The sequence below is a fragment of the Microbispora bryophytorum genome, assembly GCF_043197435.1.
Classification (GTDB): Bacteria; Actinomycetota; Actinomycetes; order Streptosporangiales; family Streptosporangiaceae; genus Microbispora; species Microbispora bryophytorum.
In genome coordinates this window covers 87,567-111,825 of record NZ_JBICTF010000009.1, presented here as the reverse complement: position 1 = coordinate 111,825, position 24,259 = coordinate 87,567, and the positions used below count along the sequence as shown (strand labels likewise).

The 24,259-nt window shown below is 71.3% G+C and carries 23 protein-coding genes; 10 read left to right on the top strand and 13 right to left on the bottom strand.

The genetic code is table 11. The features are described from left to right. The 3 genes from atpD to ACGFIB_RS27920 all read left to right on the top strand — a co-directional run bounded on the left by atpD (position 1) and on the right by ACGFIB_RS27920 (position 2,322). Positions 1-1,428, top strand: coding sequence for a F0F1 ATP synthase subunit beta (atpD, locus tag ACGFIB_RS27930; RefSeq protein WP_191053444.1), 1,428 nt, complete (start codon positions 1-3; stop codon positions 1,426-1,428). Positions 1,429-1,499: 71 nt separating this feature from the next. Continuing rightward, positions 1,500-1,901, top strand: a complete 402-nt coding sequence (locus ACGFIB_RS27925; RefSeq protein ID WP_079320504.1) for a F0F1 ATP synthase subunit epsilon — start codon at positions 1,500-1,502, stop codon at positions 1,899-1,901. Between the two features lie 22 nt (positions 1,902-1,923). Next, positions 1,924-2,322 (top strand): DUF2550 domain-containing protein, encoded by a 399-nt coding sequence (locus ACGFIB_RS27920; protein WP_393376088.1) that lies wholly within the window; start codon positions 1,924-1,926, stop codon positions 2,320-2,322. A 26-nt stretch (positions 2,323-2,348) separates the two neighbouring features. Here ACGFIB_RS27920 and ACGFIB_RS27915 read toward each other — a convergent pair whose 3' ends face one another. The 7 genes from ACGFIB_RS27915 to nucS form a co-directional block, all read right to left on the bottom strand. Further along, positions 2,349-2,966, bottom strand: a complete 618-nt coding sequence (locus ACGFIB_RS27915) for a cob(I)yrinic acid a,c-diamide adenosyltransferase (RefSeq protein ID WP_393376086.1) — start codon at positions 2,964-2,966, stop codon at positions 2,349-2,351. 55 nt (positions 2,967-3,021) lie between these two features. Further along, positions 3,022-3,633 (bottom strand): TetR/AcrR family transcriptional regulator, encoded by a 612-nt coding sequence (locus ACGFIB_RS27910; RefSeq protein ID WP_142571523.1) that lies wholly within the window; start codon positions 3,631-3,633, stop codon positions 3,022-3,024. 213 nt (positions 3,634-3,846) lie between these two features. Continuing rightward, positions 3,847-4,464 (bottom strand): response regulator transcription factor, encoded by a 618-nt coding sequence (locus tag ACGFIB_RS27905; protein ID WP_357244833.1) that lies wholly within the window; start codon positions 4,462-4,464, stop codon positions 3,847-3,849. A 65-nt stretch (positions 4,465-4,529) separates the two neighbouring features. Continuing rightward, positions 4,530-5,825, bottom strand: a complete 1,296-nt coding sequence (locus tag ACGFIB_RS27900; protein ID WP_357244716.1) for a sensor histidine kinase — start codon at positions 5,823-5,825, stop codon at positions 4,530-4,532. Next, positions 5,822-6,664, bottom strand: coding sequence for an ABC transporter permease (locus ACGFIB_RS27895; protein ID WP_357261349.1), 843 nt, complete (start codon positions 6,662-6,664; stop codon positions 5,822-5,824). The genes ACGFIB_RS27900 and ACGFIB_RS27895 overlap by 4 nt, the downstream gene beginning before the upstream one ends. Continuing rightward, a complete protein-coding gene (locus ACGFIB_RS27890; protein WP_393376083.1) occupies positions 6,661-7,542 on the bottom strand; it encodes an ABC transporter ATP-binding protein in 882 nt (293 codons plus the stop codon). Before ACGFIB_RS27890 ends, ACGFIB_RS27895 begins: the two co-directional genes overlap by 4 nt. Before the next feature lie 141 nt (positions 7,543-7,683). Beyond that, positions 7,684-8,358 carry an endonuclease NucS gene (gene nucS, locus ACGFIB_RS27885; RefSeq protein ID WP_142571519.1) on the bottom strand — a complete coding sequence of 225 codons (675 nt, stop codon included), beginning with the start codon at positions 8,356-8,358 and terminating at the stop codon, positions 7,684-7,686. A gap of 208 nt (positions 8,359-8,566) precedes the next feature. Between nucS and ACGFIB_RS27880 the strand changes: the two genes are divergently transcribed. The 3 genes from ACGFIB_RS27880 to ACGFIB_RS27870 all read left to right on the top strand — a co-directional run bounded on the left by ACGFIB_RS27880 (position 8,567) and on the right by ACGFIB_RS27870 (position 10,476). Beyond that, positions 8,567-8,893, top strand: coding sequence for an ATP/GTP-binding protein (locus ACGFIB_RS27880; RefSeq protein ID WP_223867987.1), 327 nt, complete (start codon positions 8,567-8,569; stop codon positions 8,891-8,893). A gap of 20 nt (positions 8,894-8,913) precedes the next feature. Further along, positions 8,914-9,618, top strand: a complete 705-nt coding sequence (locus ACGFIB_RS27875; protein WP_142571518.1) for an alpha/beta hydrolase — start codon at positions 8,914-8,916, stop codon at positions 9,616-9,618. Between the two features lie 78 nt (positions 9,619-9,696). Further along, complete coding sequence (locus ACGFIB_RS27870; protein ID WP_393376081.1) at positions 9,697-10,476, top strand: alpha/beta fold hydrolase; 780 nt, start codon at positions 9,697-9,699, stop codon at positions 10,474-10,476. A gap of 212 nt (positions 10,477-10,688) precedes the next feature. On the opposite strand, the gene ACGFIB_RS27865 is transcribed toward ACGFIB_RS27870, so the two are convergent. Together ACGFIB_RS27865 and mce are read right to left on the bottom strand one after the other, a co-directional pair. Next, positions 10,689-11,990 carry a DivIVA domain-containing protein gene (locus ACGFIB_RS27865; protein WP_142571516.1) on the bottom strand — a complete coding sequence of 434 codons (1,302 nt, stop codon included), beginning with the start codon at positions 11,988-11,990 and terminating at the stop codon, positions 10,689-10,691. A 181-nt stretch (positions 11,991-12,171) separates the two neighbouring features. Then, positions 12,172-12,594 (bottom strand): methylmalonyl-CoA epimerase, encoded by a 423-nt coding sequence (gene mce / locus ACGFIB_RS27860; protein ID WP_393376079.1) that lies wholly within the window; start codon positions 12,592-12,594, stop codon positions 12,172-12,174. Positions 12,595-12,699: 105 nt separating this feature from the next. On the opposite strand from mce, the gene ACGFIB_RS27855 reads away from it, so the two are divergent. After that, entirely contained in the window at positions 12,700-13,929 is a 1,230-nt protein-coding gene (locus ACGFIB_RS27855) for an acetyl-CoA C-acetyltransferase (protein WP_142571514.1), read from the top strand. Positions 13,930-13,941: 12 nt separating this feature from the next. Beyond that, on the top strand, positions 13,942-15,000 hold the full coding sequence (meaB, locus tag ACGFIB_RS27850) for a methylmalonyl Co-A mutase-associated GTPase MeaB (protein ID WP_393376078.1): 1,059 nt from the start codon (positions 13,942-13,944) through the stop codon (positions 14,998-15,000). A gap of 131 nt (positions 15,001-15,131) precedes the next feature. Here the strand turns inward: meaB and ACGFIB_RS27845 are convergent, their stop codons facing one another. Together ACGFIB_RS27845 and ACGFIB_RS27840 are read right to left on the bottom strand one after the other, a co-directional pair. Further along, positions 15,132-15,851, bottom strand: a complete 720-nt coding sequence (locus ACGFIB_RS27845) for a DUF4230 domain-containing protein (RefSeq protein ID WP_357261370.1) — start codon at positions 15,849-15,851, stop codon at positions 15,132-15,134. A gap of 187 nt (positions 15,852-16,038) precedes the next feature. Further along, complete coding sequence (locus tag ACGFIB_RS27840; protein ID WP_393376076.1) at positions 16,039-18,138, bottom strand: hypothetical protein; 2,100 nt, start codon at positions 18,136-18,138, stop codon at positions 16,039-16,041. Between the two features lie 377 nt (positions 18,139-18,515). Here ACGFIB_RS27840 and ACGFIB_RS27835 point away from each other — a divergent pair, with 377 nt between their 5' ends. Beyond that, positions 18,516-19,061 (top strand): MarR family winged helix-turn-helix transcriptional regulator, encoded by a 546-nt coding sequence (locus ACGFIB_RS27835; protein ID WP_142571512.1) that lies wholly within the window; start codon positions 18,516-18,518, stop codon positions 19,059-19,061. Positions 19,062-19,214: 153 nt separating this feature from the next. Here ACGFIB_RS27835 and ACGFIB_RS27830 read toward each other — a convergent pair whose 3' ends face one another. Then, positions 19,215-20,945 (bottom strand): S8 family serine peptidase, encoded by a 1,731-nt coding sequence (locus ACGFIB_RS27830; RefSeq protein WP_393376075.1) that lies wholly within the window; start codon positions 20,943-20,945, stop codon positions 19,215-19,217. Between the two features lie 196 nt (positions 20,946-21,141). On the opposite strand from ACGFIB_RS27830, the gene ACGFIB_RS27825 reads away from it, so the two are divergent. Further along, complete coding sequence (locus tag ACGFIB_RS27825; protein WP_393376073.1) at positions 21,142-22,824, top strand: acyl-CoA mutase large subunit family protein; 1,683 nt, start codon at positions 21,142-21,144, stop codon at positions 22,822-22,824. Here ACGFIB_RS27825 and ACGFIB_RS27820 read toward each other — a convergent pair. Next, positions 22,821-24,212, bottom strand: coding sequence for a pyridoxal phosphate-dependent decarboxylase family protein (locus tag ACGFIB_RS27820; RefSeq protein ID WP_357244737.1), 1,392 nt, complete (start codon positions 24,210-24,212; stop codon positions 22,821-22,823). The two genes, ACGFIB_RS27825 and ACGFIB_RS27820, sit on opposite strands and share 4 nt — an antisense overlap. Between the last annotated feature and the right edge of the window lie 47 nt (positions 24,213-24,259).

Here is a 24,259-nt window from a genome sequence, read left to right as displayed (position 1 = left end):
ATGACCGCACAGACTGTTGAGACCACCGTGGGCCGTGTCGCCCGCGTCACCGGTCCGGTCGTCGACGTGGAGTTCCCCGTCGAGGCCATGCCGGACATCTACAACGCGCTCACCGTCGACGTCGCGCTCGGCGGCGAGACCAAGACCCTGACCCTTGAGGTCGCCCAGCACCTCGGCGACAACATCGTCCGGGCCATCTCCATGCAGCCCACCGACGGCCTGGTCCGCGGTGCCGCCGTCACCGACTCCGGCGCCGCGATCTCGGTGCCGGTCGGCGACGTGGTCAAGGGCCACGTGTGGAACGCGCTGGGCGAGCCGCTCGACGCGGACAAGGCCACCATCCAGGTCAGCGAGCGCTGGCCGATCCACCGTCAGGCGCCGGCGTTCGACCAGCTCGAGGCCCGTACGGAGATGCTGCCCACCGGCATCAAGGTCATCGACCTGCTCACGCCGTACGTTAAGGGCGGCAAGATCGGTCTGTTCGGCGGCGCGGGCGTCGGCAAGACCGTTCTGATCCAGGAGATGATCCGCCGCGTCGCGCTGAAGTTCTCGGGCACCTCGGTGTTCGCGGGCGTCGGCGAGCGTACCCGTGAGGGCAACGACCTGTGGCTGGAGATGGAGGAGGCGGACGTCCTCAAGGACACCGCGCTCGTCTTCGGCCAGATGGACGAGCCCCCGGGCACCCGTCTGCGGGTGGCGCTGTCGGCTCTGACCATGGCGGAGTACTTCCGCGACGTGCAGAAGCAGGACGTGCTGCTGTTCATCGACAACATCTTCCGTTTCACCCAGGCGGGTTCGGAGGTGTCCACGCTGCTCGGCCGCATGCCGTCCGCCGTGGGTTACCAGCCGACCCTCGCCGACGAGATGGGTGTGCTCCAGGAGCGCATCACCTCGACCCGCGGTCACTCGATCACCTCCATGCAGGCGATCTACGTGCCCGCGGACGACATCACCGACCCGGCGCCGCACAACGCGTTCGCGCACCTCGACGCGCAGACCGTGCTGTCCCGGCCGATCTCGGAGAAGGGCATCTACCCCGCGGTGGACCCGCTCGACTCCTCCTCGCGGATCCTCGACCCGCAGATCATCGGTGAGGAGCACTACGCGGTCGCCCAGGAGACCAAGCGAATCCTGCAGAAGTACAAGGAACTGCAGGACATCATCGCCATCCTGGGCATCGACGAGCTCTCGGAAGAAGACAAGGTCACCGTTCAGCGGGCGCGCCGCATCGAGCGGTTCCTGTCCCACCCGATGTACGCCGCGGAGGCGTTCACCGGCCAGCCGGGCGAGTTCGTCCCGCTGGACGAGACCATCGCCTCGTTCAAGGGCCTGTGCGCCGGCGAGTACGACCACCTGCCCGAGCAGGCCTTCTTCATGGTCGGCGGCATCGAGCAGGCCATCGCCAAGGCGAAGGAACTCGAGCGCTAGGACGCCTTCGACGCCTGTACGGCACGGCCGTGGCCGCGCCGTACAGGCGTCCGTCGAAAGGGAGCTGAGAAGTGGCAAAGCTTCGCGTGGGCGTCGTGTCGCCGGAACGTGAGATCTGGACGGGCGAGGCCGACATGGTCATTGCCAAGACCGTGGACGGCGAGATCGGTATTATGCCGAACCACGCCCCCGTTCTCGGTGTCCTCGTCGAGGGCGGGGTGCTGCGCGTCAAGCGCGGCGACGAAGGCGACCTCGTGGCCGCGGTGCACGGCGGATTCATCTCCGTCGCCGACAACGACGTGTCGATCCTGGCGGAGGCGGCCGAGCTCGGCTCCGAGGTCGACGTCGCGCGGGCCAAGGACGCGCTGCAGCGTGCTCAGGCCTCGATCGAGGCCGACCAGGAGGACGCGGACGCACGACTGCAGGCCAAGCGTGCGGCCGCCCGGCTGCGGGCGGCCGGCGAAGAGGTCTGACACGACAGGAGGAGGGCGGCCAGTGGCGGCGCTTGGGATACTCACGGGCGTCTTCGCCGTGGTCGCGCTCCTCGTCATCCGGGGCTTCGTCCTGGCACGGGCCCGGGGCACGATCGTCTGCCGGGTCCGGGACGGCCAGGGGGGCTGGAAGAGCGGGGTCGCCCGCTACGTAGGGGGAGAGCTCCACTGGATCCCGTTCCTGGGACTCGGGCTGAGGCCGCGCCACGCGATCGCGAGGCGCGGCCTCACCATTTCCAGCCGGAGGATGCTCGACACGGGTGAGGGCCCCGCCGGCTACTGGACCGTCGTCTGCTCCGTCGAGCGCGGCCCGCTGTCCCTCGCGATGAGCGAGGACGCCCTCACCGGCTTCCTCGCCTGGCTGGAGTCGGCCCCGCCCAGCGCCCACCTCGACGCCGCCTGACCGCGCGCGGGCGGTGTCCGAACGACTCAGCGGGTCGCGCCGGGCTTCCAGAGGATCTCGTCCCCGGCGGAGGCCACGCGGCAGAGGATGAACATCAGGTCGGACAGGCGGTTCAGATACGTGGCGGTCCGGGGGTTCACGTCGTCGTGCGCCTCCAGCGCCGCCCACGCCGACCGCTCGGCCCGCCGTACGACCGTGCGCGCGACGTGGAGGTAGGCGGTGGCCGGAGCCCCGCCGGGCAGGATGAAGCTGCGCAGCGGCTTCAGTTCCGCGTTGAACAGGTCGCACTGCTCCTCCAGCCAGGCGACGTACGACTCCTCGACCCGCAGCGGCGGGACGTAGTCCCTGTGCGCGGCTCCGCCACGACCCACGTCATCGACGACCGGGGTGCACAGGTCCGCGCCGACGTCGAACAACTCGTTCTGCACCCGGCTCAGGACGGCCGTGACGTCCTCGGACAGGCCGCCTGTGGCGAGAGCGACGCCGATGGCGGCGTTGGCCTCCTCCACGTCCGCGTAGGCGGCCAGGCGGGGGTCGGTCTTGCGGGTGCGGCTCATGTCGCCCAGTGCGGTCGTGCCGTCGTCGCCCGTCTTCGTATAGATCTTGGACAGGACGACCGGGTTGTCGTTGTCGGCTCGGGTCATGCCGCTCAGCGTAGCCGCCGGGCCGCGCTCCACCGGGCGCAGCCCGCCACCGGGATCACTGGGCGGAGGCCGCCAGGGGACCCCCGGAGGAGAAGATGCGGCGGAAGATGTACACGGCGGTCTCGATCAGCTGCTCGGTGGGCGGGGACGGTTCGGTCATCACCCACTCGATGAGTAACTCGGTGATGGCGCCGATGACGCAGAGCGCCAGCAGGTGGAGGTCGAGGGGAGGCATGCCGGCCGCCGCGCCCCGCGCCGAGGACTCTATGACCTTGGTGAACGACGCCACCGCCTGCTGACGGGCGCCGCTGAGCACGTTGCCCGCCCGCCGTACCTCCAGATGCATCAGACGGGCGCGCCGTACGTCCTTGGTGACGAAGCGGATGTATTCGGCGATGCCGGCGACGATTCGGTCGTCCAGTGTGGGGGGCGCCGTGTCGATGGCCTGGGTGACCGACGCGAGGGTCTCCTCGATGCACCGCTCGTAAACCGCGCGCATCAGGTCCTCGCGGCTGGAGAAGCATTCGTAGAAGGCGCGATTGGAGATGCGTGCGGTCGCGCACAGCCTCTCGATGGTGGTGGCGTGGAAGCCGGGCTGGGCGAACAGGGCGTATGCGGCCGTTATGAGCCTTTCCCTCCTGTCTGCAAGCCTTTCGGCAGCCGACATCCCCCGATAGTCCCGTCCCGCCACTTTTCACCTCACCCTGTCATGGTCCCCCCAGAAGTCCCCATTATGAACGCAAGATCCTTTTTGTGGAAGTGCTGACAAATAAGCACTTACGGGCTATGCCAAAGATGGTCATTTGCTTGACAAGACCGTCAAGAGGTCAGCAGTCTTACCAATTACGACATGCAGATCACGCTGCAATTGCATCGGCAATTACAGCAGCCCACGCGCCAGAGCGGTGGTCACCGCGGCGGTGCGGTCGGAGACGCCGAGTTTGGTGAAGACCCGCAGCAGATGCGTCTTCACCGTGGTCTCACTGATGAACAGCGCCCTGCCGATCTCGGCGTTGGTCAGACCCCGCCCGACCAGGGACAGCACCTCCGTCTCACGCCGGGACAGCGTCTCGGTCGCCGGCGCCCGCATCCGGGTCACCAGCCGGGTCGCCACGGACGGCGACAGCACGGTCTCGCCCCGCGTCGCCGAGATGATCGCGGCCAGCAGATCCGCCCGGGAGGTGTCTTTCAGCAGATATCCGGCGGCCCCGGCTTCGACGGCCCGGACGATGTCCTGGTCGTTCTCGTAGGTCGTGAGCACGATCACCCGGGTCTCGGGCCGGGCCGCGAGGATGCGCGTCGTCGCGCTCACGCCGTCCCCGCCGGGCATCCGCAGGTCCATCAGGACGACGTCGGGTGCGAGCGCCGCGGAGCGGACCACGGCCTCCTCGCCGGATCCCGCCTCACCGGCCACCGTGATCACCGGATCGGACTCCAGCATCCCGCGCAACCCCTCGCGTACGACGGGGTGGTCGTCGACGATCAGCACGCGGACCACGGGGGCGGCGGACGCGGACGAGGCGGGCGGAACGGGCGTGGCGGCCATGGCGTGCTCCCTGCGGCTCACGGGACTGTCATGTCGGATTCGGCGAGATCACCGGGATGGGCGGCGGGGGAGGGGCGCAAGGTGACGCTGAGGGTGGTGCCCCGGCCGGGGACGCTCTCCACGCCGAATGTGCCGCCCTCCTGCTCGACCCGCGACCGCATCGCCCGCAGACCGTATCCGTGCTCGGCGCCCGTGCGGAATCCCGCCCCGTCGTCGCCGACCCGGAGCGTGACGTGGCAGGGGCCGTACTGCAGGGTCACCGCGACCGACGAGGCCGCTTCGGCGTGCCTGCGCACATTGGCCAGGCCCTCCTGGGCGGCCCGCAGGAGCACCACCTCGACTCCGGCGGGCAGCGGCCGCGACTCGCCCTCCACCGTGAACACGGCGCCGATGCCCGCCTCCTCCCCGAGCCTGGCGGTGACCCGCCGCAGCGCCTCCTCCAGCGTGGAGCCGTCGAGCGGCGCCGGTGTGAGCGCCTCGATCAGGCCGCGGGCCTCGGTCAGGTTCTCCCGTGCGGTCCGTACGGCGAGGGCGAGATGGCGCGAGGGGTCGGGCTGGGCCTGGGCCGCCTGGACGAGCATGATGATGCTCGTCAGCCCCTGGGCCAGAGTGTCGTGGATCTCCCCGGCCAGCCGCTCCCGCTCGGTGAGCGCGCCCCGTTCCGCCGACAGGCGCGCGATCTCGGCCCGGCTCGACTCCAGTTCGGTGATGAGCCGGGCGCGCTCCGCGCTCTGCTCGATGATCCGGGTGATCCACGGCCCGAAGACCAGAGTGAACGTCAGGATCAGCGCCATCGAGCCGGCGAACATCACCACCTCGTCCCGGTCCCACCGGGCGTTCACCAGGAACCGGCAGATCGGGGCGAGGTTGAGGATCAGCGCGACCACGACGGCGCGCCGCACCCGCAGCATCATGAACGCCTGCGGGCACAGGGCGAACAGCACGAACGACGCCGACGAGACCAGGATCGTCGCCGGCACGAAGACCGTCACCACCAGGGCCCAGTAGAGCAGGGCCCGGCGCTCCTCCTCGCCGTCCAGCATCATCGACCGGCGCCCGAGCAGCACGTATGCCACGGTGAGCACCGCGAGCCCGCCGACGGCCGCGGCCCTGGCCGCCACCGGCGCGTCGGCCACGGCGACGAACGCGACGGTGACGGCCAGGGTCAGGCCGAACAGGAGCTCCCACCCGGCCGAGGTCTTCCAGGCGTGCGCGTCCGTAGCGGCCCCTCCGGGCCTCTCGCACGCGGCGCCAGGGCCGGGGCCCCGCCGGATCCGGAACCTGCCGGCGTCGCGCTCCGCGATCGGGCTCATCCGTCGCGCCGCCCCTTCCAGCGGAACGTCGTCGCGCACAGCACGAGACCGCCGACCAGCCAGGCGGCCAGGACCAGGGCGATCTTGCCCAGCTCGTACGACCCGGTCAGCTCCAGGGCGGCCCCCGCGTCGCCCTGGAAGACGGACCGGAACCCCTGGCACATCCACTTCAGCGGGAAGATCGAGGCCGCGTTGACCAGCCAGTCGGGCAGCGCCGTGATCGGGATGAAGACCCCGGAGACGAACTGAAGCACCACGAAGGGCAGGGTGATCACCGCGGTCGCGCTCTTGCCGGAGCGGGGCAGGCCGCTGATGGCGATGCCGAGCACGGACGCCGCCGACACGCCGAGCACGAACACCCAGGCGAACGTCGCCCAGGCCGACACCTCGGCCGGTAGCTCCAGGCCGTAGAACAGCACGGCGATGGCGAGCAGGATGGCCACCTGGAGCACCGTCATGACCAGCACGCTGGCGATCTTCCCGATGAAGTACGCCGCGCGCGGCATCGGCAGCCCGACGAGCCGCTTCAGCGTGCCGTCCTCCCGGTCGCCGGCGATGCCGATGCCGAGGTTCTGGAATCCCGTGCCCATCACGCCCGAGCCGATCAGGCCGGCGGTGTAGAGCTGGGCGACGGTGACGCCGGTCCCCTCGGCGCTGTCGGAGAAGATCGAGGCGAACAGCACCAGGAACACGATCGGTAAGGCGAAGGTGAAGACGACGGCGTCCCGCTCCCGGAACAGCACCTTCGTCTCGACGGCCGCGCGGGCCAGCGCGATCCTGAGCGGGGACGGCAGGGGTGCGGCCGCGCGCGGGACGACGGCCGCGGGGGTGGCGGTCATGACGCACTTCCAATCGTGACGGCGGTCTCCGGGACGCCGCCGGCAGGCGGATCGGCTGAGTCGATGAGGCGGAGGTAGACGTCCTCCAGCGTGGGCCGGGCTACGGACAGTGCGGGGATCTCCCCGTCGTACCTGCGCGACAGCTCCAGGACCGCCGCTGTGGGGTTGTCGGTCTCGATCTCGCCGTCCGACCAGCTCACCCTGGCCTTCGCGCTCGCCCGGCCGCCCAGGGTGGCGGGGTCGCCCTCGGCCACCACGCGTCCCCGTGCCACGACCGCCACCCGGTCGGCCAGCGTCTCGGCCTCCTCCAGATAGTGGGTGGTCAGCACGATCGTCGTGCCGTCGTGCGCCAGCCCCTCGATGAGCTCCCAGAACCGGCGCCGCGCCTCGGGGTCGAAGCCCGTCGTCGGCTCGTCCAGGAACAGCAGTTCGGGACGGCCGATGACGCCGAGGGCGACGTCCACCCGCCGCCGCTGGCCGCCGGAGAGCTGGCGGATGCGTTTGCCCGCGCTCTCGGTGAGCCCGACCTGCTCCATGAGCTCGTCAGGATCGCGAGGGTCGGCGTAGTAGGCGGCGAAGTGCCGCAGGGTCTCCCGCACGGTCAGCTCCGCCCGGTCGTCGGCGGTCTGCAGCACGATGCCGATGCGGGACCGCCACTCGCGCGTCGGCCGGGCCGGGTCCTGCCCCAGCACGGTGACCTCCCCCGCGTCGCGCTTGCGGTAGCCCTCCAGGATCTCGACCGTCGTCGACTTGCCGGCGCCGTTCGGACCGAGGACGGCGAACACCTCGCCGTGCTCGATGTCGAGGTCCAGGCCCGCGACGGCCTGCACCTCGCCGTATCGTTTCGTCAGGCCCCGTACGCGTATGGCGTGTTTCATGCCCCAAGAATCCACCGCGCGAGGATCACGGAACACCCTCGATCGGATGATGGCCCGTGTCCTCCGAACGGTGGACACGGTGGACCCAGCGGACACGGTGGACACGGTGGATACGTGGACCCGGCGGACAGTGGGCCGGGGTCAGAACAGCGTGGGGTTCTCCGGCTCGATGCCGCGCAGGGCGTCGTAGTCGAGCGTCACACACTCGATGCCGCGGTCGGCGGCGAGCACGCGGGCCTGCGGCTTGATCTCCTGGGCCGCGAAGATCCCCTTGACCGGGGCCAGGCGCGGGTCGCGGTTGAGCAGTTCGAGGTAGCGGGTGAGCTGCTCCACGCCGTCGATGTCGCCGCGCCGCTTGATCTCGACGGCGACGGCGCCGCCGAGGTGGTCGCGGCACAGGATGTCCACGGGACCGATGGCGGTCATGTACTCCCTGCGCACCAGCGTCCAGCCGTCCCCGAGCGTGGTGATGTGCTCGGCGAGCAGTTCCTGCAGGTGCGCCTCGACGCCGTCCTTGCGCAGACCCGGATCGACGCCCAGCTCGTGGCTGGAGTCGTGCAGGATCTCCTCGATCGTCAGCACGAGCTTCTCGCCGGTCTTGCCGTGCACGACCGACCAGGTGACCACCCCGTCGATCGACTCCTCGCGGACCTTGCAGGGAGGGTTCATCCAGTTCAGGGGTTTGTACGCGCGGTCGTCGGCGTGTATCGACACGCTTCCGTCCGCCTTCATCAGGATGAGCCGAGGGGCCATGGGGAGATGGGCGGTGAGCCGTCCCACGTAATCCACGCTGCACCGCGCGATGACCAGCCGCATGTGCGCCAACCCTACCGGGGTTGCGGAGGTCAGGAGACGTTCTGGGACACTGTCCGGCATGGCGCGGACGTCGCAGGCGCTCGGAGCCGCCGGGCCCCGGGGCTCGTCACGGCCCCCGGCCGGGGCATCCGTGCGTACGCCGGTTGAGCAAGTGCTGGAAGAATGGGCCGTCATCTCCCGTTCTGCCTGACATGAACCCCCGGGAAGGATGCCCGCCGTGAGCCCCCGCCGTGCCCGCCGCCGCGGCCCGTTCGAACGCCAGGACGGCCGTGCCGTACGGCCGGTGGGCCCGCAGGTGGCCGGGGTGGACCGCGTGGAGAGCGCGCACGACGGCGAGTGGGTCGTCCGCAACGTCTCCGGCGCCGCCCAGGGCAAGGCGTACCGGTGCCCGGGGTGCGAGCAGGAGATCGGGCCCGGGCTGCCGCATGTGGTGAGTTGGCCGGCCTGGTCCGGGGGAGAGGACGAGCGGCGGCACTGGCACACCACGTGCTGGCGCAACCGGGCCAACCGCGGTCCGGGCCGCAGCCGTTACTGACACGAGCTTTCGGAGTGGGAATGGACATCAGGGCGTCCACGGTGCTGCCTGCCCGGCGCAAGGACATCGAGCTGCAGACGGCCGACGGGCTGACCCTCGTCGGCGAGGTCGCGGTGCCGGACAGCAAGCCGCCGGTGGCGACGCTGGTCTGCCTGCATCCTCTGCCCACCCACGGCGGGATGATGGACAGCCACGTGCTGCGCAAGGCGTCCTACCGGCTGCCCGCGCTCGCCGACATCGCGGTGCTGCGCTTCAACACCCGGGGCACGGCCTCCGACCGGGGCACCTCCCAGGGGGCCTTCGACGGCGGTGAGGGAGAGCGGTGGGACGTCGCCGCCGCCCTGGAGTACGCCGACTTCCACGACCTGCCGAACCCCTGGCTGGTCGGCTGGTCGTTCGGCACCGAGCTGGCGCTGAAGTGGGGCCGCGACCCGATCGTGCGGGGCGCGATCCTGCTGTCGCCGCCGCTGAAGCGGGCCGGCGAGAAGGACCTCGTCGCCTGGGGCGAGTTCGGCCGCCCTCTGGTGGCCCTGGTGCCGGAGCACGACGACTACCTGCGGCCGGAGGAGGCCGTGCGCCGGTTCGCGGCGGTGCCGCAGGCGGAGGTCGTCGGGGTGGAGGGGGCCAAGCACCTGTGGGTCGGCGAGCCGTACGTGCGGATCGTGCTGAACGAGATCGTCAAGCGCGTGAACCCGGCCGCCGCGCCGCTGCCGACCACCGTCTGAGCGTGGCGGGCGAGCCGCTGGGGTCGCGAATCGGTGACGAACGGCGGCGGCGGGCGCGCGGCGCGTTACCGTGACCTGATGCAGCTCTACTCGCGTTCCGCCGGGAGCGGCCTGCCAGTCGTCCTGCTCCACGCGTTCCCGCTGTCCTCCGCGATGTGGCTCGCCCAGCGCGAGGGCCTCGCGCCCGTCTGCCGGGTGATCACCCCGGACCTGCGCGGCTTCGGCGGAACGATGCTCGGTGACGACGAGCCCTCGATCGACCTCATGGCCGACGATGTGGCGCACCTGCTCGACCAGGAAGGTGTCGACCGTGCCGTGGTCGGCGGCCTGTCCATGGGCGGCTATGTGGCGATGGCGCTGTGCCGCCGCCACCCGGACCGCGTACGCGGCCTTGTCCTCGCCGACACCAAGGCCCAGGCCGACGCCGAGCCGGCCCGGGCGAACAGAGAGCGGATCGCCGCAGCGGTCCTGGAGAGCGGCACGGGCATCCTCGTGACCGAGTCGCTGCCCCCGATGCTCGGCGAGACCACCAGGGCGCGCAGGGGGATGGTCCTCGGGCGCGTCCGCGGGCTTGTCCAGGCGGCGCCGCCCACGGCCGTCGCGTGGGCGCAGCGGGCGATGGCCGCCCGTCCCGACGCGTTCGGCACGTTGCGGTCCCTGACTGTTCCGGCGCTGGTCGTCGTCGGCGACGAGGACGAGCTGTCGCCGCTCCCGGACGCCGAGGCGATGGCGGAGGCCATCCCGCAGGCCCGGCTCGCCGTCATCGAGAAGGCGGGCCATTTGTCCGCCGTCGAGCAGCCCGAGGCGTTCAACCACGTCGTCGCGGAGTTCGTCAAGTCCCTCGACCGGCTCGACTGAGCCCGGAAGCGGGCACGGCGACACGGGTACCGCGGCACGGGCACGGCGGCACGGGCACGGCGTCGCGGATTCGACAACGCGGACACAGCGATACGGGCCCGATGAACGCGGACATGATGCCCACGGATGCGATGAATACGGACATGAGAACGGGGCCCGGCGGTGCCGGGCCCCGTTCATTCAGCCGTCAGACTCCCCGAATGTCCCAGTGACTACTCCTGCCACCACTCCGCGTCGTCGTCGGTCTTGGCGGAGCTGATCGGCTCGACCACCGGCGTGACGGGCACGGCCGGCTTCTCCACGACCGGCGGGGCCGACAGGGCCGGCTTCGGCGGGGCCGCGGTGACGGGCGCCGGCTCCGAGTCCATGCCCGGCAGCGGAGCGCCGCCGAGCAGCTGACGGAGCTGGGCGAGGTGGCTGGTGATGCTGTCGCGCTGACGGGTGAGCTCGTCCACCTGGCGCTGCATCGACGTACGGGTGCGCTCGGCCTCGTTCTTGGCCTCGGTCACTATCGTGTCGGCGCTGGTCTTGGCGTCGGCCACGAGCTGGTCGGCGTTCTTGCGAGCGTTGGCCAGCAGCTGCTTGGCGTGGGTGTCGGCCTCGCGGCGGGTCTGCTCGGCCTGCTGCGTGGCCTTGGCGGCCCGCTGCTCGGCGGTGGCGGCGCGCTGCTCGGCCTCGGCGACCAGCTTCTGGGTGTTGGCCTGGGCGGTGGCGTGCCGCTCGGCCTCCTGCCGCTCGGCGTCCTCGCGGCGGGCGGCGAGCTGGATCTCGAACTCCGCCTCGTCCTGAGCGCGCTTGGCCTCCGACTCCTCCAGGATCCGCTGCGCCTGGGCCCGCATCTCGTCCGCCTGACGCTTGGCCGTGGTGAGCACCTCGTCGCGCTCGCGCTTGGTCGAGGCCCGCAGCTGGGCCACCTCGCGCTCGGTCGTGGTGCGCAGCTTGGCGATCTCGCGCTCGGCGTCCGCCCGCTTCTCCGCGACCTCGTGGTCGGCGGTGGCACGGATCTTGGCGACCTCGCGCTCGGTGGTGGCGGTCAGCTCGTCGGACTCACGCCGGGCCGTCGACCGGATCTCCTCCGCGTCGCGCTCGGCGGTGCTGCGCATCTCCTCGGCCTCGCGCGTCGCCAACGCCCGCTTCTCCGCCGCCTCGTTCTCCGCTGCCGCCCGCAGGTCGGCGGCGTCCACCTTGGCGGCGGCGCGGATCTCGTTCGCCTCCGACCGGGCAGCCTGGACGAGCTCGGTGGCCTGCTCCTCCGCGAGCCTGAGCAACTGCTCGATGCGGGCGCCGAGACCCGAGTACGTCGGACGCTCCTGCTCCTGCAGCTGGCGCTGAGAGTCGGACAGCTCCCGCTGGAGGGCGCCGACCTGTTCCTTGGCCTGACGCAGTTCGGTGTCGAGAGTCTTCAGGTGGTCGTGGACCTGGTGCCGGTCATAACCCCGGAGCACCACGTCGAATTCGCGAGATGGGGCGTCCTCGAAGAAGTTGTTGAGCTGGGCGTCGATGTCGGACTGCATGAGGCTCGATCCTGGTTGTCGAGACGGCTACAGGGGCCGGACGGGGGGTCGGTTCCGAGGCGGGGAAGCCGGTTTGGCGTCCACGTCCGGTGGTACGCCAGCGTACTCCGGTACTGCCGCCTTGGAGGCCCCCTCCGACTTTCTGCGCGACTTGTTACGTATGAACGTTTCTTGCGTTTGTCTAGCGCCTGGACGTCTCGACGAGCTCGGTGAGAACCCCTCCCACGTCCTTTGGATGCAGGAACGCGATCGAGGCCCCCATCGACCCGTGTCTGGGCCGCTCGTCGATCAGGCGCACGCCCTTCGCCCCGATCTTCTCCAGGGCCTCGGTGACGTCCGCCACGCCGTACCCGATATGATGCACGCCCTCGCCCCGCTTGGCGAGGAACCTGCCCACGGCGGTGTCGGGGTGTAGCGGTTCGAGGAGCTGGACATACGACGCGCCCTGGTCGCCGTCGGCCACGTGCAGCATGGCCTCGCGGACGCCCTGCTCCTCGTTCACCTCGCGGCTGACGACGGTCAGGCCGAAGACGGACTCGTAGAACTCGATCTTTTCTTCCAGGTTGTGGCAGGCCACGCCCACGTGGTCGATGCGCAGCAGCATCGCCGTCTCCCCTCGCCGTTCCCGTCTCACCGCCCGTTCCCGGGCGGCCTCACTACTCCTGGGTATGGTGACACCGTCGCCCCGATCTCGTAGTGGAGGGTCTCAATGTCTGGTTCCGTCATCGTCGCCGGAGCACGCACACCGATCGGACGGCTCCTCGGCTCGCTCTCCGACCTGTCCGCCGTCGAGCTGGGCGGGATCGCGATCAAAGCGGCGCTGGAGCGGGCGGGCGTCTCTCCGGACCAGGTCCAGTACGTGATCATGGGGCAGGTGCTCCAGGCCGGTGCGGGACAGATCCCCTCGCGACAGGCGGCGGTGAAGGCCGGCATCCCCATGACCGTGCCGTCCCTCACCATCAACAAGGTCTGTCTGTCGGGCCTCGACGCGATCGCGCTGGCCGACCAGCTCATCCGCGCGGGCGAGTTCGACATCGTCGTCGCGGGCGGCATGGAGTCGATGACCAACGCGCCGCACCTGCTGCCGGGGCTGCGCAAGGGCGTGAAGTACGGCAACGCCGGGATCGTGGACGCGATGGCCCACGACGGCCTCACCGACGCGTTCGACCAGATCGCGATGGGGGAGTCCACCGAGCGCCACAACGCGCGGCTCGGCCTGACCCGGGAGGAGCAGGACGAGTTCTCGGCGCGGTCGCACCAGCGCGCCGCCGAGGCCACCGAGAAGGGCCTGTTCGACGACGAGATCGTCCCGGTGCCGCTGCCTCGGAGAAAGGGGGCGGCGGGGCGTAGCCATGGGGGTGGGACACAGGGGGACCCGGTGCTGTTCTCCGCCGACGAGGGAATCCGCGAGGACACCACGGTCGAGACCCTGGCGAAGCTGCGCCCGGCGTTCACCAAGGACGGCACCATCACGGCCGGATCGGCCTCGCAGATCTCCGACGGAGCCGTCGCCGTGGTCGTGATGTCGAAGGCCAAGGCCGAGGAGCTGGGCCTCGAATGGCTGGCCGAGATCGGCGCGCACGGCAACGTGGCCGGGCCGGACAACTCGCTGCAGTCCCAGCCCGCCAACGCCATCACGCAGGCGCTGGCCAAGCAGGGGCTGACCGTCGGCGACCTCGACCTGCTGGAAATCAATGAGGCGTTCGCCCAGGTCGTGCTGCAGTCGGCGAAGGAACTGGGCGTTCCGCTCGACAGGGTCAACGTCAACGGCGGCGGAATCGCGCTCGGCCACCCGATCGGCGCGTCCGGCGCCCGGATCGTGCTGACGCTGGCCCACGAGCTGAAGAGGCGCGGCGGCGGCCTCGGCGCGGCTGGCCTGTGCGGCGGTGGCGGCCAGGGCGACGCGCTGATCATCCGGGTTCCCGCGCCCGGCGCCTGAACGGAGCCGCAGGTGGACGTCCGTGAGCTAGTCGGCCAGGCGCGACAGGGACGGCCGCGCGCGGTGGCGCGGCTGATCTCGCTGGTGGAGAACGCCGTCGAAAACGCGGAGAACGCCGCGAAGGCCGCGAACGCCGCGCGGCCCGCCGGTTCCGCCGGTCCTGCTGGTTCCGCTGGTTCCGCGGGGGGAGACCCGGCGGCGCCCGCGGCGGCGAGCCGTGCGCTGCGCGAGGCGATGGCCGCGCTCGCCACCGGCGCCGCGCGGGCACACCCCGCCCGGGTCATCGGCCTGACCGGATCTCCCGGCGTCGGCAAGTCGACCTCGACCGGCATGCTCATCCGGGCGTTCCGCAAACGCGGCAGCACGGTGGGGGTGCTCGCGGTCGACCCCTCCAGCCCGTTCACCGGCGGGGCCCTGCTCGGCGACCGCGTCCGCATGCAGGACCACGCGACCGATCCGGGGGTCTTCATCCGCAGCATGTCGAGCCGGGGGCACCTGGGCGGGCTCGCGTGGGCCACGCCGCAGGCGCTGCGCGTGCTGGAGGCCGCCGGATGCGACGTGATCCTCGTCGAGACGGTCGGCGTGGGGCAGGCCGAGGTGGAGATCGCCCGTCTGGCCGACACGACCGTCGTCATCCTCGCGCCGGGCATGGGCGACGGCGTGCAGGCCGCCAAGGCGGGCATCCTCGAGGTCGCCGACGTCCTGGTGGTGAACAAGGCCGACCGCGACGGCGTCCAGGCGACCGTGCGGGAACTGCGGAACATGACGGGCCTCGTCGAGACGCCGTGGCGGCCGCCGATCGTCACCACCGTCGCCTCCAAGGGCGAGGGCGCGGACGACCTGATGGCCGAGCTGGACAAGCACCAGGCATACCTGGAGGAGTCGGGCGAGGCCCGTAGGCGGCGGCTGGCCAGGGCCCGCGACGAGATCGAGGCGATCGCGCTGGCCCAGCTCCGGTCGCGCTTCGCCGTGCTCCACGGTGACCGCCTCGACGCGCTCGCCGAGCGGCTGCTCGGCGCGCAGACCGATCCCTACGCCGCCGCCGACGACCTCATCGCCGCGCTGCGATGAGACGCCGGTCCGAGGTGCCGCGCCGCGCTGCGGCGCTGGGTCGGGGCGCCGCGCTGCGCTGAGAGGCAGGGCCGAGGCCGGGCCGGTCCGGGCCCGGCCCGTACGGCTCTCGCCTCGCGGCGGCCGACGGGTCAGGGCTGGCCGTCGTATTTGACCGTGACCGTCGTGAAGCCGAGGGACTTCAGCACGCCCTCCAGCATGGCCTTGGTGTTCTGGTCGGCACGGGAGCGCAGGTCACTGGCGGTGGCCGCGTCGGCGATCTTGCGTTCGGCCAGCATGTAGAGCTCCTGCTGGTTCTGCGGCGACGACGACAGGAAGTCGGAGATCCGGTCGAAGATGCCCCGCTCCTGTGCGAAGACGTACGACCGTTTGCTGTCGAGGTTGGGCTTTTCCAGCTCGGCGTGCGGCAGTCGCACCGTCACCCTCGTGCGGTCGGGGGAGACGGTGAAGGCATCTTTGGGCAGCGTGGTGAAGTCCACATATGCGTCCACGGTGCCGGCGCCCACGAAGAGCGTGCGGGTGCCCTTGATCGCGTCCGGCACGAACTTCGCGTCCTTCTCCAGGTCGACGATGACCTGGAAGTCGCCGGTCGCGGCCTCGAAGCGGCTCAGGTTCTGCACGGACCGGAGCAGCGCGGGGCCGCTGCGGTCGATGGTCTGCTCGCCCAGCGGGTTGAGCCAGGACCAGGTCAGCCGGGCGCCGACCACGAGCAGCAGGACCACGAGCAGCAGGCCGGCGAGCACCCGCCAGCCGCGCCGGGAACGGGGTGCGGGGGCCCCGGCGCGTGCCGTGGCGTCGGTGGCGGCGCCGGAGTCGGCCGGCGTGAACGAGGGACGGGTCTGACGGTCCACGGGGGGAATCTTCCCCCTATTCCCGCGATCTCACGTTCGAGAAGATCATTTCTGTCCATAGACGGTGCTTCGGTCCTCCCCAACCCGCCTTTCGTCCGGACCGATGGCCGGACCGGCCCGCCCCGCGGCCGATTCGGCCAGTCGGCCGGTTCTGCCCCGCGGCCGGTTCTGTCGGGCGCGGGGCGGACTACGCGGCGGGCGCCAGGAGCGTGCCGGGGACGCCCATCACGCCAGGGTCGTCCCGGGGGCCCGCGTCGCGGGCGTCGGTGTCGTCCGTGGCAGGCAGGCCGGGGTCCGTGCGACCGGCGTCACGACCGGCGTCTGGACTGTTGCCCGGACCACTGCCTGGACCGCCGGAGCGTACCCCCGGTCGCGCGGTGTGTCCGGGGCGCGCGTCGTGCCCGTCCCGGCCGCGGACCGTGCCGGTGGACCGGGGCCGGCCGGGCCGGTGGTCCTGGACGGGGGAGGTGCTCGCGCCGCCGGGCCGTTCCTGCACGCCGGGTTGCGGGCGGCCGGGGCGGTCCTGCGCAGGTGACGGGCTCGCGCCGACGCCGCCGGGCCGTTCCTGCGTACCGGGCGCACCCGGACGGTCCGGGGATGCGGCGTCGTCACCGCCCCTGCCGGGCCTTCCGGGCCGCCAGGGGTGCGGCGACCGTCCCGGGCCGGGGATCCAGGGGCCGCCTCTCCGGGCGCCTTCGCCGTGCGGCGCGTCCCACGGACCGGGGTAACCCGGGCGGCCCATCGGACCCTGACCCATAGACCCCTGACCCATAGACCCCTGACCCATGGGGCCTTCACCCGTCGGATACCGGCCCGTGGGATACCGGCCGGCGGGGCTCGCGGCGGGAGACGGCCACAACGATGCGGCCGGACTCGGGCCGGTCCATCCCGGACCGGTCTCGCCGCGTGGGTCCGTCCCCTGCTCCCAGCCGGGGTCGAGGCCGGTCGGCATGCCGGTGGCGACGACCGTTCCCGGCGGACTCGGCTCGACCGGATAGTCCGGCGCGTACGCGGGGGTGGGATTGACCGGGTAACCCGACGCGACGGGGTCGGCGGGCCGGGTGCCGCCGCCGAAGTGCTTGGCCTGAAGGCCGCAGGAGACGAAGTCGGAGTAGAACATGCGCAGCCAGTCGTGCCGCTGGCCCTCACTCAGCTCGGAGAACCAGATGGCCGCCTCGTGGTGCTCGCGCAGCGGTCCGCTGGGCAGCGCGACACCCCGCAGCCAGGCGACGACGACGGCACGGTAGCCGGCGGCCCCGGCTCCCGGGCACGGGCGGGCCAGGCGGTCGAGGAACTCGGTGGCCGCCCGCTGGGCGTATCCGGACCCGAGGTCGTCGATGTGGACGACGACCACTCCCGGCCCCGTCGAGCCCTCCTCGCCGTACGCCCGTTGCTCGACCCTCGTGAAGGCGGCCGGCGTGCCGTTCAGGCGCAGCGCGAGCTTGGTGAACACGGTGGCGAGCTCGGCCAGGCCCCCGCGCAGCGCCGGATGCACGCAGACGCTGATGGGCCATTCCTGGCAGACGAGACGCTCGCTCACCGTTATCGTCCGCGGCCCGGTGACGAGCCGGGCCGCGCCGGTCCCGGCGGCCAGCACGGTGATCACCGCGGCGGCCAGTGCCAGCGTCCGCCGGGTCACCAGGGCCACCCACCCGAGCAGCAGCGCGGTGCTGAGGCCGAGCAGCCACAGCGTCTGGTCCGCGTAGGCGGTCTCGCTGACGCCGGAGAGCAGGTCGTACGGCTCCCCGGTGCCGGGCGCGAGCCGGTCGGCCCAGTTGGGCCCGGTGGCCAGCCAGGTGAACAGCCCGAACGTGCCGGCTCCCGCGATCAGCGGGACGACGACGACCGGCACGAGCCAGCCGAGGATCCAGCCGATCACGACATACAGCCCCAGCCCGGCGACGGACATCGCGAGACCGCCGGGCAGCAGCGGCCCGCCCTGCCCGGTCAGCGCGGCACGCAGCCCGAGCAGCAGCACGGTCGCCCCGAAGGAGCCGGTGACGACCGCGATGATCGACAGCGGCGCCCTGGCGGCCCGCCACGGCGTCAGGACACGGCCCTTGTCCGCGCGGCGCCTGCGGAACGCGACCCAGGCCGCGAACGCGGCTCCGAGCGGTCCCGTCAGGCGCAGCGAGCCGATGACGGCCGCCACTATGTCGTCCCAGTCCATGAAACCGGGAATGAGGACGCTCCACGCGGCGACGAGCGCGAGCACGAACAGCACGGTCGCCGCGACCAGCGCGCCGTGTCTCAGCTCACCGCGTGAACCGCCCCTATGCTCACCCACAGCAGGGCGCGGCCCCCGGCCACGCCACCGACGTCCGGCGCGCATGCGGCGCCGGGACAGCGATGCTGTCCATTGAAAATCTCCCCCGTGTCTGTGTGAGCGGTGCGCGAACCGACGCCGTTCCCCGTGGCGCTGATTCACCGGCCGGCCTCGCCTCGCCCGCCATCGGACGCGTCCCCCGCGGACCCCCGTCCGCGAGACGTCCTCTAGCAGACGGGGTTCCCCGTGCCGCCGGGTTTGCCGCCGCCTCACCTTTCGACGTCGCAACCATAACGGAGCGTGACCCGTACGGGGGGAGTTCTGGGGTCAAGGAATCAATCCGGTTACGCTCGGTGCGCCGGTCGATCGTGGCGGGCGCCGCGCTACCGTATATCGCTGTGTCCGTTCCGCCCAGCTCCGAGCCACCGCCCACGGGTGGCCCCCGGCCGCTCAAGCTCCCGTTCGACCCGATCGAAAGGGCTGCCGACACCTGGCGTTCGACGTTCGGGCCGTCGTCCGCCATGGCCGCCGTCACTTCGATCATGAGAGCCCATCAGATCCTGCTGGCGCAACTGGACACGCTGCTGAAGCCGTACGACCTGACCTTCGCCAGATATGAGGCGCTCGTGCTGCTCACGTTCAGCCGGGCCGGGTCGCTGCCGCTGTCGAAGATCGGCGAGCGGCTGATGGTGCACCCGACGAGCGTGACCAACACGGTGGACCGCCTCGAACGGGCCGGCCTGGTCCGCCGCATGCGCAACCCGCGGGACGGTCGCGGCGTGCTCGCGGAGATCACCGACGAGGGCCGGACCATCGTGCGGCGGGCCACGGCCGACCTGATGAACGCGGGTTTCTGCATGGGCATGTACGACGAGGCCGAGCTGGGGGAGATGTTCGGGCTGCTCAGGACCTTGCGCGTCGCCGCGGGCGACTTCAGCTCCTGACGCGGCCCCGCGCCGGTCTCGCGGTGGAAGACCCGGGTGGGCCGGTGACGCACCGCCACGCGGGGTGCGTCACCGGCCCGGGGCAGGCGCACGGGTGCGCCGCCGGTCGGCCCAGTCGGCCCAGTCGGCCCGGCTCGGCTAGCTCAGCTCAGCTCAGTGGCCGACGGCGCGCAGGGCGTCGACGATTCCCTTGCCAAAGAAGCCGTTGTCCGATCGGCCGCCCTCACAGGTGTGCGTGGCGGTCACGGTGGAGCCGGTCGGCAGGATGCGGGTGTAGGTGAACGCGGGCGGGTTCGGGCAGGCCGTCCCGGTGGCCGTGCCCTTGAGGATCGCCTCCACCGTGTCCGGGTTCAGCGTCAGGCCGCCGTGGGCGCGGTCGCGCTTGCCGTACCGGCTGACGATCAGCGCCGCGACGCCGGCCGCCCGGGGCGAGGCCATCGAGGTGCCCTGCAGGTACTGGTAGTAGCCGCAGGCGGCGCCCTTGCAGTCCTTCACGACGTAGTCGACGGTCGGGTCGCCGTTCGCGTCGATCTCGCCGTTGGCGACGGCGAGCGCCTTGGGATAGGCCGAGAGCGTGGCCTTGGTGATGTCCCTGGTGTTGCCGGGGGTGTCGTAGACGTCTCCACCGGGTGAGGCCACGTCGATGTAGCCGTCGCCGAAGCTGGAGTAGTACGCCTTCCGCTTGCTGACACCGGTCGAGGACACCGAGATCACGTGCTCGGACTCACTCGGCAGCGAGACGCAGGACGGGGGGACGGTCCGGGACCTGGCGGCCTGGCCGGGGAAACCGGCGAAGTCGGGACTGGCGGTGTCGACGTTCGTCTTGATGTAGTCGATCGCCTCGTTGCCGGCCGCGCTGACGACCGTCACGCCGTGCGCGTGCGCGTAGTCGATCGCCCGCTGGGTGGCGGCGACGTAGAGCCGCTGCTGGGCCTGCTCCTCGGGGCTGTCGGCCGGGTTGTCCGCGCAGTTGAACAGCCACGGGTCGACGTAGTAGCTCATGTTGACCACGTCGACGCCGATGTTCCCCGCGTAGGTGAGGGCGTCGACCGTGGGCTGGAGGAAGAAGTAGCCCGAGTCCTGGCCGGCCCGCAGGTTCACGATCGTCACCTTCGGCGCGACGCCCGAGATGCCCAGCTTGTTGATGGGCGCGGCGATCGACGAGGCGACATGGGTGCCGTGGCCGTTCTCGTCCACGTCGTTCGGGTCGGTGCAGGAGCCGTCGGGGTCGCTCTCGCAGGGGCCGTCGATCTCGGTGCCGTCGGCGTCCGCCGGCAGATCGACGGTGAAGTTCCGGCTCAGCCTCCGGTCGAAGTTCGGCGCGATGTCGGGGTGGGAGCCGTCGACGCCGGTGTCGAGGATGCCGACGAGGACGCCCTTGTCCCCCTGCTCGAACCTGTGGGCCTGGTCCGCGTGGATCTGCTTCATGTCCCACTGCAGGTCGGCCAGCGGCTCGTCCTTGACGTTGCGTCCCCACGTGCGGGCGGGGCCGCCCCGGCCCTCCTTCTCCACGGTGTGGTTCTTGGCGGCCCGCGCGACGGCCTTCCTCGCGGCGGCGGAGGCCTTGGCGTCGTCGGGCGCGCTGCCGATCGACTGGTTGCGGGCGACCGCTTCGACGGCGGCCGAGCTCTGCAGGGCACCGGCGAAGCCGGCGTTGGTGGTGCTGACCGTGGCCAGTCCGACCTCGGTGTTCACCTTGATCACGCTGCCGCCCGCCGCTTCGATCGCCTTCTGGGCGTCCGCGGCGGCCGCGCCTTCCCTGTACAGGACCACGTATTCGGCCGGGGCCGCAGACCCGGCGGCAGCCGGTTCGGCCTGCGCGGGTGTGGCGAGGGGTGCCGCCACCATCGCCGCGGTCGCGGCGACGACTGTCAAGCGCTTCACATCCACCTCCGTGTGGACTTCAAGGGCGCTGACCATGTTTGGAGATTTCCCGGCTCTGTCAAAGCTCCGTGACAATTCGCGACCAACGTGTGACATGACAGCCATGGAGACGGGGAGTCAACAGGGGACCGGTGGTGGCCGAATTTAGTAGGACGTCCTAGTATCTTCTCGGAGAGTGAGACACGGGGAGGGACGCATGGAGCCGGACGCGACGGGCGCCGAGTCGGTCGAGGCGGGCAGGGCCCGCTGGCAGGCGCGATACGACGCCGCCTTCAAACGGGACCACGAGTTCCGCACCCTGTCGGGGCTGGAGGTGGACCCCGTCTACGGGCCGCCCGGGGAGGACCCGAGGTTCGAGCGCATCGGCTGGCCGGGCGAGTTCCCCTTCACCCGCGGCCTGTACGCCACCGGCTACCGCGGCCGTCCCTGGACCATCCGGCAGTTCGCCGGGTTCGGCAACGCCACGCAGACCAACGAGCGCTACAAGATGATCCTCGGCGCCGGGGGCGGCGGCCTGTCGGTGGCGTTCGACATGCCGACGCTGATGGGCCGCGACTCCGACGACCCCCGCTCGCTCGGCGAGGTGGGCCACTGCGGCGTGGCGATCGACTCGGCCCTCGACATGGATCTGTTGTTCGACGGCATCCCGCTCGGCGACGTCACCACGTCGATGACCATCAGCGGGCCCGCCGTGCCGATCTTCTGCATGTACGTGGTCGCCGCCGAACGGCAGGGCGTGCCGGTGGGCAAGCTCAACGGCACACTCCAGACGGACATCTTCAAGGAGTACATCGCGCAGAAGGAGTGGCTGTTCGCCCCCGAGCCGCACCTGCGGCTGATCGGCGACCTCATGGAGTTCTGCGCCGCCGAGATCCCCGCGTACAAGCCGCTGTCGGTCTCGGGCTACCACATTCGCGAGGCGGGGGCCACGGCCGCGCAGGAGCTGGCCTTCACGCTCGCCGACGGCTTCGGCTACGTCGAGCTGGGCCTGTCGCGCGGGCTCGACGTGGACGTGTTCGCGCCGGGCCTGTCGTTCTTCTTCGACGCGCACATCGACTTCTTCGAGGAGATCGCGAAGTTCCGCGCCGCGCGGCGCATCTGGGCCCGCTGGATGCGCGACGTGTACGGCGCGCGCACCGACAAGGCGCAGTGGCTGCGCTTCCACACCCAGACAGCGGGCGTGTCGCTGACCGCGCAGCAGCCGGACAACAACGTGGTCCGCACCGCGATCGAGGCGCTGGCGGCCGTGCTCGGCGGCACCAACTCGCTGCACACCAACGCGCTGGACGAGGTGCTCGCGCTGCCGTCGGAGAAGGCCGCCGAGATCGCGCTACGCACCCAGCAGGTGATCATGGAGGAGACGGAGGTCGTCAACGTCGTCGACCCGCTGGGCGGCTCCTGGTACGTCGAGGCGCTGACCGACCGGCTGGAGGCCGAGGCGGAGAAGACCTTCGCGAGGATCCGGGAGATGGGCGGCGACGGCACGATGACCGCCGGCATCCTGCGCGGCATCGAGGACGGCTGGTTCATGTCGGAGATCGCCGAGTCGGCCTTCGACTACCAGCGCAAGCTGGAGAAGGGCGACAAGCGGATCGTCGGCGTGAACTGCCACACCTCGACCGTGGAGCAGCCGCTGGAGATCCTGCGGATCAGCCACGAGGTCGAGGTCGAGCAGCGCAGAGCGCTGGCCGAGCGGCGCGCCGCGCGGGACCAGGAGGTCGTCGACGCGGCGCTGACCGCCCTGCGGGCCGCGTCCAGGGGCGACGACAACATGATCCCGCCCATGCTGGAGGCCGTGCGGGCCGAGGCCACGCTGGGCGAGATCTGCGACGTCTTGCGCGAGGAGTGGGGCACCTACACCGAGCCCGCCGCCTTCTAGGCGTCCCCGAGCGAGGCGATGCGGTCGAGGAGGGCTTCGAGGGTCTTGTCGTCGGTGGCCGGGGCGATGACCGTCACCCGCAGGTGGCGGACGCCCCCGACCTCGGCCGAGGTCAGGTGGAAGGAGCCCTCCTCCAGCAGAGTCTCGCGAATGGCGGCCTGGTCGCCGTCGCCGTACCGGAAGCAGACGATGTTGCTCTCCGGCTCGTACGGGCAGTGGAAGCCGGGCCGTTCGCGGGCCAGTTCCCAGAAACGGTGCGCGGTGGCGTACCGCCCTGCCACGTGCTCACCGAGGCCCCGCTCGCCCCGCCAGGCGAGGTTGAGGAAGACCTTCAGCCCGAGCGCGCCCTTGGTGCACTCCACCGTCCTTCCGATCAGGTCGAACCCCTGGTCGCCGTAGAACAGGTAGCTGGCCTGCTGCCGGAACGCGGCGTCCAGGTCGCCCTCGCGGCGGACGAGCACGGCCGCCGCGAGTCCTGAGGTGCGCAGCATCTTGTGCGCGTCCCAGATGACCGAATCGGCCAGTTCGACGCCGTCGAGCAGGTGGCGGTGCTCCTCGGTGAGCAGCGCCGACGCGCCGTGCGCGCCGTCCACGTGGAACCACAGTCCGTGCTCGGCGCAGAACTCGCCGATGGGGCGCAGGTCGTCGTACAGGCCGGTGCCGGTGGCGCAGGCGGCCGCGACCAGGGCCATCGGCCGGCGGCCGGCTCGCCGCGCCCGGTCGAGCCCCTCGCCCAGCCGGGCCACGTCGATCCGGCCCAGTTCGTCCACGTCGAGCGGCACGACCGCGCGCTCGCCGAGGCCGAGGATCGCCGCCGCGCGGGTGATCGAGTAGTGCGCCGACGGCGGCGCGAGGAGGGCGAGATCGCCGGGCACGCCCTCGGTCCAGGCATCAGGGGCGGCGGCGGCCCGCGCGGCGAGCAGCGCGGTCAGGTTGGCCAGCGATCCGCCGTGGGTGAGCACGCCCCCGCCCTCGGGGAAGCCGATCTTGCCGAGCATCCAGCGCAGCACCTCGAACTCGACGGTCGCCGTCGCGGCGCCCATCTCGTAGATCGCCATCGGGTTGTTGATCGCGCCGTGGACGAAGTCGGCCAGTGCCGCGGGGAAGTCGGGCGCGGCCGTCTGGTGAGCCAGGTAGGCCGGATGATGCATCCGCGTGCTCTCCGCGAGATAGGCGTCGAGCCACTCCCGGTAGCTCTCCGTGGCCATGCCGCCCTCGCGGATCCAGCGGGCGAGCCCGAGCCGTCCGGCCAGCTCCCCTGGCGGCTTGCGGCGGATGACCGGCGCCGCCCCGTCCTGGCTCTCGCGGACGTACGCGGCGAGGCCCTGCACGGTCACCTCGGCGGCGTGGACGAAGTCGTCGATGTCCCAGACATGATTCGGGGTCATGACACGATGATGGCCGCAGTGGATGCCCTTTCGCCACAAGCGCCGAA

Bases quoted from the DNA above. Each gene is read 5' to 3' on its own strand.
- ACGFIB_RS27820 (WP_357244737.1), bottom strand. From the start codon at position 24,212: ATGACCCCGAATCATGTCTGGGACATCGACGACTTCGTCCACGCCGCC.
- mce (WP_393376079.1), bottom strand. From the start codon at position 12,594: ATGCTGCTGCGCATCGACCACGTGGGCGTGGCCTGCCACAACCTGGAA.
- ACGFIB_RS27880 (WP_223867987.1), top strand. From the start codon at position 8,567: ATGCCCGCCGTGAGCCCCCGCCGTGCCCGCCGCCGCGGCCCGTTCGAA.
- ACGFIB_RS27915 (WP_393376086.1), bottom strand. From the start codon at position 2,966: ATGACCCGAGCCGACAACGACAACCCGGTCGTCCTGTCCAAGATCTAT.
- ACGFIB_RS27825 (WP_393376073.1), top strand. From the start codon at position 21,142: ATGGAGCCGGACGCGACGGGCGCCGAGTCGGTCGAGGCGGGCAGGGCC.
- ACGFIB_RS27910 (WP_142571523.1), bottom strand. From the start codon at position 3,633: ATGTCGGCTGCCGAAAGGCTTGCAGACAGGAGGGAAAGGCTCATAACG.
- ACGFIB_RS27870 (WP_393376081.1), top strand. From the start codon at position 9,697: ATGCAGCTCTACTCGCGTTCCGCCGGGAGCGGCCTGCCAGTCGTCCTG.
- atpD (WP_191053444.1), top strand. From the start codon at position 1: ATGACCGCACAGACTGTTGAGACCACCGTGGGCCGTGTCGCCCGCGTC.
- ACGFIB_RS27865 (WP_142571516.1), bottom strand. From the start codon at position 11,990: ATGCAGTCCGACATCGACGCCCAGCTCAACAACTTCTTCGAGGACGCC.
- ACGFIB_RS27875 (WP_142571518.1), top strand. From the start codon at position 8,914: ATGGACATCAGGGCGTCCACGGTGCTGCCTGCCCGGCGCAAGGACATC.
- ACGFIB_RS27900 (WP_357244716.1), bottom strand. From the start codon at position 5,825: ATGAGCCCGATCGCGGAGCGCGACGCCGGCAGGTTCCGGATCCGGCGG.
- ACGFIB_RS27855 (WP_142571514.1), top strand. From the start codon at position 12,700: ATGTCTGGTTCCGTCATCGTCGCCGGAGCACGCACACCGATCGGACGG.
- ACGFIB_RS27895 (WP_357261349.1), bottom strand. From the start codon at position 6,664: ATGACCGCCACCCCCGCGGCCGTCGTCCCGCGCGCGGCCGCACCCCTG.
- nucS (WP_142571519.1), bottom strand. From the start codon at position 8,358: ATGCGGCTGGTCATCGCGCGGTGCAGCGTGGATTACGTGGGACGGCTC.
- ACGFIB_RS27890 (WP_393376083.1), bottom strand. From the start codon at position 7,542: ATGAAACACGCCATACGCGTACGGGGCCTGACGAAACGATACGGCGAG.